The sequence below is a fragment of the Methylotuvimicrobium sp. KM1 genome (assembly GCF_044788715.1).
GTDB lineage: Bacteria > Pseudomonadota > Gammaproteobacteria > Methylococcales > Methylomonadaceae > Methylotuvimicrobium.
In genome coordinates, this window is the sequence record NZ_CP173170.1 from 5,026,399 (window position 1) to 5,043,723 (window position 17,325).

The window sequence follows — 17,325 nt, forward strand, 5'->3', positions numbered from 1 at the left end:
CATGTCCATTTATGCGATTGGTGATATTCAAGGTTGCTACGACGATTTGCTCAGGCTATTGGATGCGCTTCGATTCAATGAAAACACCGATCAAATCTGGTTTGCGGGCGACTTGGTCAACCGCGGGCCTAAATCGCTGGAAACCCTACGTTTCGTAAGATCGCTTGGTTCCTCGGCCGTGACCGTACTGGGCAATCATGATTTACACTTGCTCGCCACGGCTTGTTCGATTAGATCCGAGCGCAAAAAAGACTCGCTGAGCGAAATCCTCGAGGCGTCGGACCGAGACGAACTGCTCGATTGGCTCAGACATCGGCCGCTGTTTCATTACAATGACGACTTTTGTCTCGTGCATGCCGGCCTGCCCCCGCAATGGGACTTCGACACGACCCGCGAAATGGCCGCTCTGGCGGAAAATGCGCTGCAAGATTCCAATTATGCCGATTTTCTCAAAGACATGTACGGCAACAAGCCGAACGTATGGTCGCCTCAATTGAAAGGCGTCGAGCGATTGCGTTTTATTATCAATTGTTTTACGCGCATGCGCTATTGCGATGATAACGGTAAGCTCGATTTTATTCATAACGGACCGCCAGGAACTCAGCCCAAGAGTTTAAAACCCTGGTTTGAAATACCCAACCGTAAAAACGCCGATTTGCGCATCGTATTCGGACATTGGTCCTCGCTCGGTTACTATCGGGGCAACAATTGTTATTGCATCGATACTGGCTGTCTCTGGGGTGGTGCTTTAACCGCGTTACATCTAGGAGAGAATGTGTTCCGGGTCAGTATCGATTGCGAAGGCGTTATGAAACCTAGGCAGAAAAAGAGCTGATTTATTGGTATTTCAATATTTGGATATTCGAAATCAGGTGTTGACAAGCAAAGTACCATCGCTGGTATTACATCCTTATTCGCGTGTCTTTTGACGCCATAGAGTGGAATATCGGGATAGATCTTGATCCTGAGTTTGTTTACAGCAAGCGCCAGCTTTCAACCGCACAACAAGGCGCTACAGACTGCGCTTGGCCGTGACTGTGAATTCGCCACTCTTGATAGCTGACGTTGTGTTTTTTACCAGGCCAAAGGCGCTAATTGGATAACCTTTCCAGATCAGTTTGACCGTTCAGCTATCGATAAGATAAGGAAGAAAGTTTAGCTCCGGTGATTTTAGGATTTCGTGATATACCCATCGGAGATCAAAATTCGGCACCGGGGTGCCCGTCAAAGGACGCCGTGAAACCATCCGTGTAGGCTTGACGGCGGCGACTGATTGCCATGGATGGCATGAATGCAGATTTTGCATTACGCCATGGATGGCGTGTATTAGGGCAATGCAGGGCAGAAAAATGCTCCTGCATTTTCTGCATTCATTACATCCATGTAACTCAGCAATTGCCGAGGAGCAAAAATCTGCAAACGCCAAGGATGGCGTGAATGCAGATTTTGCAGGAGCAAAAATCTGCCCTGCCGCCGACACCTGCCAATCGAGCAACCGAACCCTCCATAAAATAGGGAAGTTATTTTCGACCAAATCCTTAGCACTTACATTTCCGTTTTAAATTTACAAATTAGCAGATATTTTATGACCAAGCTTCCCGACGTCTCCATGCTATCCCTGCATGAAAAAATCCAACTTTTCGATTTGCTGAAAAATGAACTTCAAGAATATCTAAATGAAAGCGAAACAGCGCTGAGCTTTTATAATTTGAAAGTCACTTATGAAAATGTTCTTTGCCTAGCATTGGACAAGCATGAAGCGCTTGAAATTCTCGAGGAAAACATACAAAGCCTGTGCAAAGATTTCCAGGTTAATGAAGTAACTCTGATCGATTTAGTTAATTCCAGGTACAACGTGATAGCCGACGATAAAAGAGTCGCCGAGGAAATTAAGGACGATTTAAAAGCCTTGTGGGAATTAGATGCGGACGACCTGCGGGACAAGGAAAAGTTACTTACCTACTTTGACTTGATAAAGTCCGACCATGTAAAAAAACTGTTGCAACAGCATATAGACCAGTTTTGAAGTCGGCGAAAAAATTTCGTACAGCTAACCAATCCGAATACCCTATTTTTTAGGCGTGGATTCAACTAATAAGTGCAATTCATTTTGATTATAAAGGGATTAAGAGTCGAACACACCAAAGCCCGCACCTTCTGAAAAATCGTGAAAGCCCTTTTCCGCATAAGTCTTCGAGAGTAACGGTTATTGGAAAACGGGATTTTGGGAACCCGGTATAACGGCTATTTATGCCAGCGGGCCTTCATGTAGTCCATTGCTTCCTGCACATTGAGCTCTCGGGTACCGCCGCCGGTTCTTAAATAAAGCTTCGGGTTGTTTCCTTGTTGAATGAAAACCGGGCGTGTAGACGGCAGCACGATCAGGCGGCAAATATCCAAACCGTCGAGATCATGAAAAACGACCCGGACGAATTGACAGATATCGGCGCCCATATTTGTCGCGATCATGGTCATGATCAGTTGTTCATATCCGTCGCGTCCGGGTTTTTTCAACGTTTGATAATCCTTGTCTAAACCCAGAATTTCACCCTCGTCGGATAAACCGATCAATAATGTGCCGCCTTGTCCGTTCATAAAGCCGGCCAAGGTCTTGATCACGACGCCTTCGAGCGCGCGATTAACTCGATTTTCAACGATATCCCAGCGCAGTGACGACTTAAATTCCAAATACGGATTTTCTCCCTGCTTGATCAGCGCCTCTAAATCTTTGTCCAGCTCATGCGTTAGCTGTTGAATTTGCAGCCAGCGCCGATGCATGACATTGTAAAGCAACGCGGTAATGCAGCCTAAACTAGCGCCGACGAATGCATAAAACGTTGTTTTCATCGGTGTCTTGCCTCCCAGCGAATCCATCATTTCACCGGTCACATATCGAATCACGCTCGCTGCATCGGGTCGGTAGCGTTCGTGTTCGAAGTAATAAACGAATTCGTTGATCGGGTATAAAAAGAAAAAGCCGATCAAGGCACCGAGCAAGGCGGCCGTAAAATATAAAACAACCCAATGCCGGGTACGAAATAAAACTAAACTGGTCAAAAACTGCATAGTGGAATTAAATTAGCCTGATATGAATTCGTTAAACTCATCGAGTTAATACTCCATCTCGACTGCCAGTTCCCGACGCAGTCTAGTCTACCGCTTACATCCATATAAGCGTCTTCGAGAAGGGAAAAATGAATACCAAAAAATCATGCCGAATCTTAGTTAAACCCGGCATGACTCGTCTATTCAACCAAGAACTGCCGCATCATACCTAAGTTTTCATGCTCCAGATTATGACAGTGGTATAAGAACAGGCCTTTAAAATCCTGGAAGGGTTTGGCGATTTCGACTTCTTCTCCAGGCATCACCAACACCGTATCTTTCCAGCCGCTGTCGATAAAGCCATCCTTAACGGTTTCATAGCCTTTCGAGCCCATCGGGCCGATTTTTCGGGATAGAACTTGATATTGCTGACCGTGTAAATGAATCGGATGCGCCATCGATAGATTCATGCCCCCCATCATACCCATGCCTTCTCCCTCTTGCATATCACCGCCCATTTGCATGCCGGTATCGCCACCGTGACGCATGCCACGCATACCACTGCGATCGCGCATGCCGCGACCCATGCCCATTCCGCCTTCATCATCGGCTTGTTGCGCATCGCCGTCATGTTGCATACCGCTCATCATGTCCATGCCGCCGCCATGCCGCATGCCGCCCATTTTACCCATGCCGCCTCGGCCATGACCGTCTTGCATCGATTCATCGTCTTGTTTATCGGCGTCATGCTCCATCTGCATAGCCGAATCGTCTTTCGGTTTAGCGCCGTGATCCATTTTTGCGTCGCCGTGCTGACCTCCTCCGGGGCCATGATCATGAAAAATTTTGATTTTTTTGATTGACCCTAGTTTAACCTTTTCAAAATCGAACACATGATCCAACGTAAACGATTTACCGTTCAGTTGCGGTCGCATCGGTTTTTCGGAAATCCCGATCGGAATCGGTTTAGCGGCATTGTCGACGCTTGCCTCGGTCAGACGATCGAAGGCGACCAATTTCGCCGGTAGTTTGGGCGAGTCTTCGGCTGCTGCGGTAACATTGAAAGTAGCGACTGCAAATTTAGCGCCCTGCGCTAAGCCGCCCGACATCATTCCGCCGCCCATCATCCCCATACCCATGCCGCGGGTTTCATTTGCCGGGTCATCATCCATACCGTCATGATCGCTTTGCATGCCGCGCATGCGTTCGTACATCGGAGGCATCGCGCCAGTATAAGGCAAACTATACAAAACGAGCTTCGACCCGACTTCGCGTCCGCTAAAGTCGAGCCAAAGATCGATCCTCTCGCCGGGCGCCAGCATAATATAGGGGCGGGTTTCCGGCTTTTCCAGTAAATGGGCATCGGTGCCGATCGCGGTCAACGGCGTACCGTCATCCCAACCCAATTTATAGATTCTGGAATTGGAACCGTTCAAGGCCCTAAACCGGTAGGCGCGTGTCTTGACAGAGAATTCGGCATCCTCTTTGCCGTTGACGATGATTTTATCGCCGAGAAAGCCCATCATTTTGTCATGCATGCCGCGCACATAACGCAATTGGTTTTTAGCATCGAAGCGCCTGTCTTGCAGCACCAGAGGAACATCGTATTCGCCGCTCGGCAATCCCAAGGCTTTTTCGGCCTCGTCGGTGACTTGAATCAAACCCGCCAGACCGAAATACACTTGATCGCCGGTGACTTCATGTGCATGTGAATGATAAAAACTGGTGCCGGCCGGATTCATCACTTCAAATTCATATACATATTGCTCGCCGGGGCCTATCGTATACATCGGATGCCCGTCGCTCGCTTGCGGCACATGCAATCCGTGCCAGTGGATGATCGACGGTTCGTTTAACCGATTTTTATAATAAACCCTGACTTTTTGGCCTTTGACCAGATTCATAACCGGTCCCAAAAAATTATCGCCGAGGTCTTGCAGAGTATTCTCAGGTCCTTTCAATAGCTTGCCATAATACTTTTGTACTTTAGACTTCTCCCCATTGCTTAAAATCGGCATGAAAGCGTTACGCGAGGTAAATTCAATTTCGACATCGGGATGGAAGTCGGGGGAGGGTTCGCTCTTGATTTGTTTCATCGCCGCGGCGCTGATGCCGGGCAGGGATGCGGCGGCCACGCCGAAAAACGAATATTGTAAAAATTGACGCCGTTGTGGATTGATGATACTTGACATTATTCCTTCCTCATTTGTAATTATAATTTTCGAACGGATGCGCGATAACAACACCTCTTAACCGCGTGGTCTTGCTTCCACCGTTTTGTTCATCTTGGTTATTACGATGTACTAGGAAACTGGGATTAATCTACTTATTTTTTTATTCGTTCCAACTTTACAAAACTGTACCCGAAAGAAACGTCCGGGTCATCGTGAATATCTTCACGATGCGTCTCCAACCAATGATCAGCCTCGATTTCCGGAAAAAAAGTATCGCCTTCGAACGTCCGCCTAACCTCGGTTAGGTATAGGCTATCGGCAATCGGAAGCATCGCCTCGTAAAATGTCGCACCGCCGATCACGAAAATTTCGTTATGATTGCGGCAGCTTTCCATCGCGCTTTCAATATCGTTATACACCTCGCAGCCTGATGGCCGGTAATCGGGATTACGCGTAATAACGATATTGGTCCGTCCCGGCAACGGCCTGCCGATCGACTCGTACGTTTTACGGCCCATCAATATCGGCGATCCCATCGTGATGGACTTGAATTTTTTCAGGTCCGCAGATAAATGCCACGGCAAGCTGTTATCGATACCGATCACACGATTACTGGACATGGCGACGATTAGAGATATTTTCATTTTTTTAAAAAAGGGTCTTTGCTATTCTTGGACGATTTGTTTTGGAATTCATCATACTATGAAAAACGTTTTGCTTGTATTTACCGGCGGCACGATCGGCTCGGAGGCTTCCTGCGGCACGATCGCAACTTCCGCCAACGCGCCTTACCGTTTACTACAGCTATTTGAACGACAGTATCCGGAGCACTCACAAATCGACTTCACGACGATAAGACCGGTTCAAATTTTAAGCGAAAATATTACGCCGGGCTTTTGGGAAACATTGATCAAAGCTATCGAGGCAGAGCAACCGGAACGCTACGACGGCCTCATCGTCACGCACGGCACCGATACCTTAGCCTATACCGCCGCTGCGCTAAGCCTTTATTTCCATGCATTAAACAAACCAATGCTGCTGGTGTCGAGCGACCGTCCTCTTGATCACCCCGAGGCCAACGGCTTGAAAAATTTTATCGCCGCGGTCGAATTTATTAGGCAACGCCGCGAAACGGGCGTTTTCGTCCCTTATCAAAACCGGGGCGAATGCACGCAAATCCATTTGGGCAGCCGCCTGGCTTCTTCGCTGCAACTCAGCGGCGATTTTATCAGTGTGCAAAACAAATGTTATTGCCGTTTCGAAAACGGCGTTTTTTCCGAACCGCTCATCACGCTTAAAAACAAAGCCGACTTGGCTTTCGATTTAAAACCGGATTTCGCGAAACGCATCGCATTAATCAGGCCTTATCCAGGTTTAAATTACACGCTGTTTAATTTGGATGGCATCGATGCGGTATTGCACGATCTCTATCATTCCGGCACCGCCTGCGCCTCGATGCAGTGGGGTGCTGATTGGTCATTGCTGCCGTTCATCGAACGTTGCCGGAAACAGGGCATTCCGGTTTATCTAGCGCCGTCGATACACTCCGATAGCGCCTACGAAAGTACGCGCGAATTACTCGAACAAGGCGCCGAAATGCTCTGGAATCTGTCGCTCGAATGCGCCTATGTGAAACTGCTGCTGGCATACGGTAATTTTAGCGAAGGCGGAATTACGAGTTTTATCGAACGGAATATTGCCGGAGAGCACGTTGCCTGTGCAAAAAGCAATTCCATATGACCTTATTTATCAAATTAAAATTCAATGTCGTAAAACCTTAAACCTAAAAAGATATTTTGAACCCGAAGAAGGTAATTATTGACATCCCCCTATCGTTCTCAAGCTCCAGCGTGAGAATGTCGGGGTTGGATAATCACCCAAAAAACTGTGCCGTAATCGTTTTTTGGATTGCAAAGATTCCCATATAGATTCAAACATTATTTTTAGGCTGCTCTAAAGCAAGTAAAAATCCGTATTTTTATTTCCACATTTGTATGTTTAAAATGTTAGTCTTAGCCGACCGATTAACCCTAACAACAATAATACAATAATGGAAAACGGCACTTCCTTCGAATCTACGGCGCCTTATATCGTTGGCATCGGCGCTTCGGCCGGCGGCCTTGAGGCGATCGAGTCATTCTTCAAGAAAATGCCGATCAATTCCGGACTCGCATTTGTCGTCGTCCAACATCTCTCTCCCGATTATAAAAGCCTGATGGCTGAATTACTGTCCAAGCATACCGAAATGCCCGTACATCGGATCGAGGATGGCATGGCAGTCAATCAGAACCACATTTACCTGATACCCCCGCGTCAAAACCTAACCATTTTTCACGGCAAGCTGTTGCTCAAGGAACAAGTTCGAACAGAAGGACTCAATCTACCGGTCGATATCTTCTTGCGGTCTCTAGCCGAAGACGCGGGCAGCCAAGCGATTGCGATTATTTTGTCCGGAACAGGCAGCGACGGCACTCGCGGCATTCGTGCGATCAAGGAACACGGCGGCATGGTGATGGTGCAAGACGAAGAATCCGCCAAATTCACCGGCATGCCGAACAATGCAACCGGAACCGGACTCGCCGATTTTATTCTGGCGCCGGACGAAATGCCGACGCAATTATCATCCTTCATCAAACATCCTTATTCCGGCAGCTTGGAAACGGACATCATTCCACAAGGCGGAACCAGCATTACCCGCATCTTCGCGTTGCTTCGCGAAAAATGCAAAATCGATTTTACCTATTACAAACCCAGTACCGTAATGCGCCGTATCGAGAGGCGGGTCAGCATCAATCAACTTGCCGACTTGACCGACTATGTCCGGTTCATGGAAACGAACCAGCAAGAAATCAATACTCTTTATCAAGAGCTTTTGATCGGCGTGACCTGTTTTTTCCGAGACGAATTCGTTTTTCAAGAGTTCAATGAAAAATGGCTGCCTGAATCGATCGGGCGACTGCAAGGTGAAGACTTGCGTTTGTGGGTAACCGCTTGCTCGACTGGCGAAGAGGCTTATTCGCTAGCAATGTTACTCGCCGAATATCGAGAGCAATCCAATCATTATTTCCGCATCAAAATATTCGCGACCGATATCGATCACAGCGCTATCGAGAAAGCGAGCGCCGGTTTGTATCCTGAAAGCATTGCCGCCGATGTGCCGCCGGAACTGTTGAGCAAATACTTTTCACGCAAGGAAGACAATTTTCAAGTCACGCAAAAAATTAGGGAAATGGTGGTTTTCGCCCAACATAACCTGATCAAGGACCCACCATTCACCAATATCCATATGATCAGTTGTAGAAACGTACTGATTTATCTGCAACCGGTTCTACAAAAAAAAATCCTGGAGTTATTCAATTTTTCGCTGACCAAGGACGGTTTGCTACTACTCGGCACCAGCGAAACGATCGGCGATATGGTCGATTATTTCGACTTTGTCAGTCCCAAAACCAAACTATACCGCTCCAAAGGTAAATACAAAGCAACCGGGCTGACACCTTTGGAGCCACGCCCAATTTCAGGCTCTATCTTTCAGCCTTCTTTCACAACGACTTTCAACCGTCCATCCATCAATCGTTTTTCCGAAGATCGAACGTTGGAGCGTTTCGTCAACGGCATTGCAGGGGATATTTTGCCGTTCACTATGTTGGTCAACGAAAACATGGAAATCTCGCATACCTTCGGTGAAGCCAGAGACTATTTATCCTATCCTAGCGGTAAGATCAGCAGCGAAATCACTAAAATCGTCATAAAGGATCTGGCAATACCCATTGCAACCGGTATCAATAAAGCGTTAAAAGGCACTAATGAAATCGTCTTATCCAATATACGCATTCACGGCCATGATCAATTAAGAACGGTTACGCTGACCGTCAAAAACTTGCCCGGCAAGAAAAGCCAGGAAAAATTGCTCGCGGTCATGATCAGTGAAACAACCGAGCCCAATAAACCAAACTCGACCGAACTACTCACCTACGACGCCGACATGGATGCCCGGCAACGCATCAACGATTTAGAGCAGGAATTACAATTCACGAGAGAAAACCTGCAAACGACGGTAGAGGAACTGGAAACATCGAACGAAGAGCTGCAAGCAACCAATGAAGAATTACTAGCCAGCAACGAAGAACTGCAAAGTACCAACGAGGAACTGCAATCGGTCAATGAAGAGTTGTACACCGTCAACGCCGAGTATCAAGGCAAGATCACCGAATTAACGCTGCTCAATAACGATTTGGATAATTTGTTCAATAGCACCAATATCGCGACGCTTTTTCTCGACGAAAATCTCGAAGTCAGACGCTTTACCCACCGACTCGAATCGATATTCCATATCCGAGACAACGATCTCGGCCGGCCTTTTTTTCATTTGTCGCATTCGGTTCTCGACTTCAACCTCGATGCAATCGTCAACGAGGTGTCCGAAAATCAAACACCGTTCGAACAAGAATTGCAAACCGCCAACGGCGATTGGTATCTATTGCGCGTATTGCCCTATGCCATATCCGACAATGCCTATGCCGGCATCATTCTGACCTTCATCGATATCGACCGGCTAAAACGCACCGAAACCGAGCTTAAGATACGCGAAAAAATGGAACGCGAACGCTTGGCCAATTTCGCGCTTTATTCTGACGACGCGATCACGCTGCAAGACTTGGAAGGTAACATCGTCACCTGGAACCGCGGCGCCGAAAAACTGTACGGGTGGACTGAACGGGAAGCCCTGGGAATGAAGTTTCAATCGCTGATGCCGTCTGCCGACATCTCGATCGCAGCTAAGCTGCAACAAAAAAATCATCTAGGCGAAGCCGTGTCACAATTCGAAGCTCGGCGTATTACCAAAAGCGGCAAATTGATCGATGTTTCCGTCACGGCTTCGCTGCTCTATTCCGAAAGCCAAGGCAACGAATTGATCGCCTTGACCGAACGTGATATCAGCGCACATCTGACGGCGGTTAAAAACGATTGCGTCAGTTGCCTTCAACGCCTTGCTTCGCTCGTGATGGATACCGAAGAAGCATTGCTTCTACTGGACCCTCAAGGAAAAATAACCGCCTGGAACAATGGCGCCGAGAATTTATACGGTTGGCAAAAACAAGAAGCCATAGGCCGTAATATCGCAGACCTAACGCCCGAATCCGGCAGAACACAAGTACTGCACTTTATCGCCGGATTGACTCTGGGTTGCTCGGCCCCGCAGACCTTATTGACCCGAAGAGTCACGAAAGATCATCAAGAATTAGCCGTCAAAATAAGCGCATCGGTTCTCGGAGATCACGCCGGAGAGGCGCTTTTGATTGCATTCAGTGAACAACGACACTAAACCGGTACGCACGATGAAGAACAATTCAGGGGATATCGACGATCTAAGGCACGAAGCGGAATCCTTAATCAATTTAGAGTCGGTCAATATCGATGCGGTTTCGCCGCATGATCTACAGACGCTATTTCACGAACTGAATGTGCATCAAATCGAACTGCGCATGCAAAACGAACAGCTTGTAGAAGCGCAGCAACAACTCATTGCGTCGAGAAACGACTTCATTACACTTTTTGACCTAGCACCGGTAGGTTATTTAAGACTGGATGAAAAAGGACGCATTTTACAGTCGAATCGGACCGTGCAAGAAATGCTCGGCAAAAACCATAGCGAATTACGCGATAAATTTCTAGCGGCTTTTATTCATACCGACGACCTGAGTATTTTTAACGCACGTTACAGCGCGTTTTATAAAAAACCGGACGGAAAGCACATCGAGTTGAGATTGCTCGATAGACACAAGAAACCCATTTACATAGAACTCAGCGGACGCCTGATAAAAAATCAAGCAGGCGCGAGTGTCGATTTCAACCAAGATTGTTTACTAGTCAATATCATTGCTATCGGCGAACGCAAAAAAATGGAAGCGCAATTAGAACTTGCCGCGAAAGTGTTCGAGCATAGCCAGGAAGGCATCATGATTACCGCACCCGATACGACCATTCTCAAGATAAATCTCGCTTTTACCGCGGTAACGGGCTATAAACCGGCCGAAGTCATCGGCCGAACGCCCAAAACCCTCTCCTCGGGACGACAAGGCCCGGCGTTTTACCGCGATATGTGGCAAAAAATCAACAAGGAAGGCTGCTGGCAAGGCGAAATCTGGAACCGTAGAAAAAATGGGGATTTATACGCCGAATGGCTCAGCATTTGTCGTATCAACGATAAATTCGGTCGCGTCAGTCATTATATCGGTATCTTCTCCGACATCACGCTGCGCAAACTCAATGAAAAACAAATCGAACAATTAGCTTATTTCGATACGTTGACCGAACTGCCGAATCGCGCTTTATTAAACGACCGGCTCAAGCAAGGCATCGTTCAAGCGGTACGCCATAAATTATGGCTTTCGGTGTTTTTTCTCGACCTGGATCGTTTCAAAATACTCAACGATACCCTCGGTCATTTTGCCGGCGACTTATTACTGCAAAATGTGGCCAAACGCCTCAGGGGCTGCGTGCGAGAAAGCGACACGGTCGCACGTTTCGGCGGCGACGAATTCGTTATTTTATTGACCGATTTCGTCGACGAACAGAGTGCGGCACAGCACAGCGCCGAAATTGCCAAAAAAATACTCGACGTGTTATCGCAACCTTTCGATTTATCCGGCAACCAGTTTATTACATCTACTAGTATTGGTGTTACGCTGTTTCCGAAGGATGGCTCCTCGGTCGGTGAATTGATCAAGAATGCCGATGCTGCGATGTATTACGCAAAAGCTTCCGGACGAAATAATTACCAACTCTTCTCCGATAGCATGCGCTCCGAGGCCCTCACTCGCAGTACACTGGAAAATGATCTGCATCATGCCCTGCCTAACCAAGAATTGGTCGTATACTATCAACCTTTGATCGACTTACAAACAACACCGAATCAAATTATCGGTTTCGAAGCGTTATTACGCTGGAATCATCCGATAAAAGGACCAATTTCACCCGATGACTTCATTCCGATTGCCGAAGAAACCGGTATGATCGTTGCCATCGGCGAATGGGTTTTAAAGACCGCTTGTAAGCAATTCAAGATTTGGCGCGATCAAGATCAGCCGCAATTAACAAAAATTTGCGTCAATCTATCCGCCCGGCAATTTTTGCAAAATGATTTGGTCCATTCGATTAGGCAATGCCTGGAGAACGCGGAGCTTGACCCCGAGTTTTTGGAGATCGAAATCACTGAAACCGTCATGATGCAACATATGTCCGCCGTGATACATATTTTGCAACAATTGATGCAAATAGGCGTAACCGTATCGTTGGACGATTTCGGAACCGGTTACTCTTCGCTGACATATCTAAAAAAATTTCCTATCAATTCGATCAAGATCGACCGGTCCTTTGTCCGGGACATTTTGAACGACCCCGACGATAAAGTAATCGTCCATTCCATCATTTCGATTGCCCGTCACATGCGTTTGAATATTATTGCCGAAGGCATTGAAAATGCCGAACAAGCCGATTACTTAATGCAAGCGGGTTGCCGTCTCGGACAAGGCTTTTTGTATTCCAAAGCGCTTCCCGCCGAACAATTAGACGCCTTGTTTCCGCCAACTGATTAACCCTACCCTCTAAAATCAATTGTCTTGTGACAATAAGATTTCAGAACTACAATGCAAGCTAGCTCTTCTCTCTCTTTGTAGGAGGATCGTAATGCGCAATTCATTCGTATTAACGCTCGGCATTGCCGTTTTGTTCGGTTGCGAACAATCGACCGAGACACCAAAAACCGACCCGCTCGAGCCTTCTGCATCCCCCCCTCCGCAGACTCAAGTCGCACCGTCAAGCCCCTATTCCGAAGAAGACAAACTACTCGGTTTACCCCCGGTGCCCATCCCCGAAAACAATCCGCAAACGCCGGCCAAGATTGCGCTCGGCGATAAACTCTTTCACGACCAACGCTTTTCGATCGACGGTACGGTCAGTTGCGCAAATTGTCATGACGACGGCAAGGCCTTCACCGACAATCTACCCGTTTCGGTCGGTCACAGCGGCAAGACCGGCACACGCAATGCTCCGACAGTGCTGAACGCGGCGTTTTATCATTCCCAATTTTGGGACGGTCGCGAAACCGATCTTGAAAGTCAAGCGAAACAGCCGTTCATCAACCCGGTCGAACACGGCCTGCCCAACCACGACCCGATTCTCGACATCGTCCGTAGCGACCCGGATTATCAACAGTCTTTTCAAGAAGTCTTCGAAGTTTCAGACGATGCGCTAACGATCGACCATGTCGTACAAGCGATCGCCAGTTTCGAACGCACCCTTGTAACCGGCAACTCGCCGTTCGACCGTTTCTATTTCAAAGGCGAAACCGATGCGATGAACGATGCGCAAATTCGCGGCTTCAACTTATTCATTGGACAAGGCCGGTGCGTATCTTGTCATGTGATCGAACAGGATAATGCGACCTTCACCGACAGCCGATTTCATAATATCGGTATCGGCATCGATTCTATCGAATCTGACATTCCGGCCTTGACGCAAGCCTTCCTCGAAGCAAAAAATCAAGATAAGGACGTCGATATCATGGTGTTGACCGATCCGAAATCGTCGGAACTCGGCCGCTTCGCGGTCACCGACGAATTGAACAAGATCGGCGCATTCAAGACACCGACGCTACGCAATGTCGAATTGACCGCGCCTTACATGCATGACGGCAGTCTGAAAACCTTGCGCGAAGTCATCGTGCATTACAACAACGGCGGCGTCGCGGAGGCTAGCGCACACGTCAACGATTTCTTGAGCGGCGGCATACGCCCGCTCAACTTAACCGGCGCGCAAATCGACGATCTGGTCGAGTTTATGAAAGCATTGACCAGCCCTAAAAAACCGGCCGAAACCGAATCGGCTCAAGCGGTTAATTGAAGGAGACTTGAACGATGAATACGATCCATAAAAGCCGCCGGAATTTTTTGAAGACAGCGGGAGCAGCGGCCATCGGCAGCACGTTACCGATTAGCCTGGTTGAATTAGCCTTTGCCGACACGGCCGAAAATTTTACGTTCGCCTATATTTCCGACGCCCATATTCAACATATCGAAGGCACGCGCTTCGTCCGTAATTGGGATCGGGGACTGATTCGGGCGGTGGCCGAAACCAATCTACTGGTACCGAAGCCCGATTTCGTGTTTTTCGGAGGAGATTTGGCCCAACTCGGCACGAAAGCCGAATTGGATCACGGCGCCGAAATCATGTCGGCACTGCGCTATAAAGTCCATTATGTAATGGGCGAGCACGACTATTATCTCGATCTCGGCGACTATTGGGAGCAACTGTTCGGCGCGCAATATTACAGCTTCAATCATAAGGGCGTGCATTTCGTCGTTTTGAACAGCATCCGGACTTACGACGACTGGACTTTCAACCGCTGGCCGAGCAACGAACAGCGCATGCTGGAAATGGCCGGACTCGACAATCCGAACGGATCGCCGTTCATGGTCGGCGAGGAACAAAGAAACTGGCTCAAATCCGATTTGTCCAAAGTCGCCAAAACTACGCCGATCGTCGTGTTATCCCATTCGCCGCTGCAAAAAATCTTCAAAGGCTGGAATTTCTGGACCGAAGACGCCGAAGAAATCCAGGCTTTATTGAAACCTTTCGATAAGGTATCGGTGATTTACGGCCATGTGCATCAAATCCAATACAACCAGATCGGCAACATCACTTTCAACTCGGTTATGGCCACTGCATGGCCGTGGCCCTATCCGCAGTCTTATGCCCAGGCCGAGCAATATCTGCCGAAATTGACCGTGCCGATGAACCGCGCCGATCCTTTTTTCGAGCGCGACGCGACCGGCTGGCAGCTTATCAACACGAGCAACGGCAATATCGATATGCATTACACGCTGTATAACAATACCGCGCGCTCGGTGATCTATAACACTAAGACCAAGCAACCGGAAGACAGCGCTTATCAAAGCGAAGACGCACGCATTCCGCCGCAAACGCATTTCTAGGATTCCGACCCGGAGAACCGCATGAACCTCAAACTTATTAAAGCTATTCTATTGCTTCCGTCGGTGCTGGCATTCGCAATACCCACCGCTTCCGCCGACGAATTTACCGATGCCGATCTTGAGCGCTGGCAACAGCAATTCATGGACGTCGTCCAACAAGGCCGCGACCTATGGACTAGCCCGGAATTAGGCACCAACGGCGTCGCTTGCGCACAGTGTCATCCGAATGCCGCGAACACGCATCCCGAAACTTATCCGAAATTTCAAAAACAGCTAGGTAAAATCGTGCCGATGTGGGAAATGATCAATTGGTGTTTGAAAAACCCGCTCGAAGGCCAACCGCTTGCCGCCGACGATCCGAAAATGACCGCCATTCAGGCTTATGTAACGCACGAACGGCGCGGCGTGAAGCTGGAGCCGGGCAAGCATTGATCTTCTTTCACCTAGAAAAACATTTCGCCATGAAGAATATGAAGTTAATTCAATAACTTGCTATGAACTTGTATAGAATACTCGCTCACCCAAGAGGTTAACGAGAACGCTTAGGTATACCTATCGGAGATCAAAATTCGGCACCGGGGTGCCCGTCAAAGGACGCCGTGAACCCAGCACCTAAATTCCATAGGTCATTGGCAATAATTTAATATGATGGCTAATTTAGGTGCTGGGTGAATACGTCCATGTAGGCTCTATGCCAGCTCCATGCTGGCAAAGCCTTTGCCGAGCACCCCGGCGCCTCCTAAGACACTGCCGAAATTTGAAGTGCGAAAGGTATAACATCTTCTCTTCTCGCGGGCTGGGTTATTCAACCCGTCCTACATTTCGATTTGCTTTACCATGGCAGGAACGTTTAGGGTTTCACGATTAATAACTTCCGGGAGTTATTTGTCATGAAGTCCTTATATTTTTTCGGCCAAAAAATTTGTGGATACATTTTTGATGAAAGCAACTACCGGCATGACTGACATAAAAGATATCTCGGGCGATATCAAGCTTGAGCAAATCGATGCGGATACCTGGTCAATTCGCTTGGCCGGCAATTGGACTCAAGGCGCTAATATAAAACCTGTCGAACAAGTGTTGGCGCAACTTGCCGCCGCAACATCCTTTGCGCGATTAACGCTGCAAGCCGGCGATCTTGACCGTTGGGACAGCCGCTTGCCGACGTATCTGCTCGCAATCCTGGACTATTGCCATACCAAGCGCATTCAGCCCGATTTATCGGGCCTGCCGGAAGGCGTTCAAGGCCTACTCAAACTGGCTCGTGCAGTACCGGAACGAGCCGGCGATCGCCGTTCGGCGCAACAAACACCGGCCTTGGCTAAAATTGGCAAGATGGTGTTAAGCGGACTCGCCGACACCAAAGGGCTCGTTATATTTATCGGCGAAACGGTGCTGGCTGGCATTTCGCTGATGCGAGGAAAGGCCCGATTTCGCGCAGTCGATTTATTTTTGTGCATACAAGAAGCGGGACCCGGGGCGTTGGCGATTGTAACGCTGATCAGTTTATTGGTCGGCCTGATTCTGGCTTTCGTCGGCGCGGTGCAACTGGCGATGTTCGGCGCGCAAATTTTCATTGCCGACCTGGTTGGCTTGGGAACGGTACGCGAAATGGGCGCGTTGATGACGGCGGTCATTATGTCCGGTCGCACGGGAGCAGCCTATGCCGCGCAGCTGGGCACGATGAATGTCAACAGCGAAATAGACGCGCTCAAGACCATGGGCATCTCACCGATGGAGTTTCTGGTGTTGCCGAGAATGTTGGCGTTAATCTTAATGCTCCCGCTGTTGTGTATCTATGCCGACTTTATGGGTATACTCGGTGGAGGCATCGTTACCACCAGCGCCTTCGATGTCTCCTTGACCCAATATTTTAATCAACTCAGCAAGGCCGTCGATCTCACCGACTTCAGCATAGGTTTATTCAAAAGCTTGGTGTTTGCGGTACTGATCGCCACGGCCGGCTGCATGCGCGGCATGCAATGCGGACGCAGCGCGTCGGCGGTCGGCGATGCCGCGACGGCCGCAGTCGTCAACAGCATCGTCTATATCGTCGTGGCCGACTCGATCATCACATTGATCTGCAATCGGCTGGGCATTTGAAGACATCT

Annotated in this window: 13 protein-coding genes; 10 read left to right on the plus strand and 3 right to left on the minus strand. The window is 48.5% G+C overall.

From position 1 onward, the window contains the following. Position 1: 1 nt before the first annotated feature. The 3 genes from ACINK7_RS21920 (at position 2) to ACINK7_RS21930 (ending at position 2,026) form a co-directional block, all read left to right on the plus strand. A complete protein-coding gene (locus ACINK7_RS21920) occupies positions 2-835 on the plus strand; it encodes a symmetrical bis(5'-nucleosyl)-tetraphosphatase (RefSeq protein WP_404358707.1) in 834 nt (277 codons plus the stop codon). A gap of 499 nt (positions 836-1,334) precedes the next feature. After that, entirely contained in the window at positions 1,335-1,562 is a 228-nt protein-coding gene (locus ACINK7_RS21925; RefSeq protein WP_404358709.1) for a hypothetical protein, read from the plus strand. Positions 1,563-1,585: 23 nt separating this feature from the next. Beyond that, positions 1,586-2,026, plus strand: a complete 441-nt coding sequence (locus ACINK7_RS21930) for a hypothetical protein (RefSeq protein ID WP_404358711.1) — start codon at positions 1,586-1,588, stop codon at positions 2,024-2,026. A gap of 218 nt (positions 2,027-2,244) precedes the next feature. Here the strand turns inward: ACINK7_RS21930 and ACINK7_RS21935 are convergent, their stop codons facing one another. From ACINK7_RS21935 to ACINK7_RS21945, 3 genes are all read right to left on the minus strand, one after another. Further along, positions 2,245-3,066, minus strand: coding sequence for a helix-turn-helix domain-containing protein (locus ACINK7_RS21935; RefSeq protein WP_404358713.1), 822 nt, complete (start codon positions 3,064-3,066; stop codon positions 2,245-2,247). Between the two features lie 179 nt (positions 3,067-3,245). Next, complete coding sequence (locus ACINK7_RS21940; RefSeq protein ID WP_404358716.1) at positions 3,246-5,237, minus strand: multicopper oxidase family protein; 1,992 nt, start codon at positions 5,235-5,237, stop codon at positions 3,246-3,248. Positions 5,238-5,371: 134 nt separating this feature from the next. After that, positions 5,372-5,863 (minus strand): dihydrofolate reductase, encoded by a 492-nt coding sequence (locus ACINK7_RS21945; RefSeq protein ID WP_404358718.1) that lies wholly within the window; start codon positions 5,861-5,863, stop codon positions 5,372-5,374. Positions 5,864-5,921: 58 nt separating this feature from the next. Here ACINK7_RS21945 and ACINK7_RS21950 point away from each other — a divergent pair, with 58 nt between their 5' ends. From ACINK7_RS21950 to ACINK7_RS21980, 7 genes are all read left to right on the plus strand, one after another. Next, entirely contained in the window at positions 5,922-6,959 is a 1,038-nt protein-coding gene (locus ACINK7_RS21950; protein WP_404358720.1) for an asparaginase, read from the plus strand. 310 nt (positions 6,960-7,269) lie between these two features. Further along, positions 7,270-10,545 carry a chemotaxis protein CheB gene (locus tag ACINK7_RS21955; RefSeq protein WP_404358721.1) on the plus strand — a complete coding sequence of 1,092 codons (3,276 nt, stop codon included), beginning with the start codon at positions 7,270-7,272 and terminating at the stop codon, positions 10,543-10,545. Beyond that, positions 10,529-12,817, plus strand: a complete 2,289-nt coding sequence (locus ACINK7_RS21960; RefSeq protein ID WP_404358723.1) for an EAL domain-containing protein — start codon at positions 10,529-10,531, stop codon at positions 12,815-12,817. The genes ACINK7_RS21955 and ACINK7_RS21960 overlap by 17 nt, the downstream gene beginning before the upstream one ends. A 91-nt stretch (positions 12,818-12,908) precedes the next feature. Beyond that, complete coding sequence (locus ACINK7_RS21965; RefSeq protein WP_404358725.1) at positions 12,909-14,123, plus strand: cytochrome-c peroxidase; 1,215 nt, start codon at positions 12,909-12,911, stop codon at positions 14,121-14,123. 14 nt (positions 14,124-14,137) lie between these two features. Then, positions 14,138-15,214: a metallophosphoesterase gene (locus ACINK7_RS21970; protein WP_404358727.1), complete on the plus strand. Its 1,077-nt coding sequence runs from the start codon at positions 14,138-14,140 to the stop codon at positions 15,212-15,214. Positions 15,215-15,235: 21 nt separating this feature from the next. Next, positions 15,236-15,646: a cytochrome C gene (locus ACINK7_RS21975; protein ID WP_404358729.1), complete on the plus strand. Its 411-nt coding sequence runs from the start codon at positions 15,236-15,238 to the stop codon at positions 15,644-15,646. 525 nt (positions 15,647-16,171) lie between these two features. After that, positions 16,172-17,317, plus strand: coding sequence for an MlaE family ABC transporter permease (locus tag ACINK7_RS21980; protein ID WP_404358731.1), 1,146 nt, complete (start codon positions 16,172-16,174; stop codon positions 17,315-17,317). The last annotated feature ends 8 nt before the right edge of the window (positions 17,318-17,325 follow it).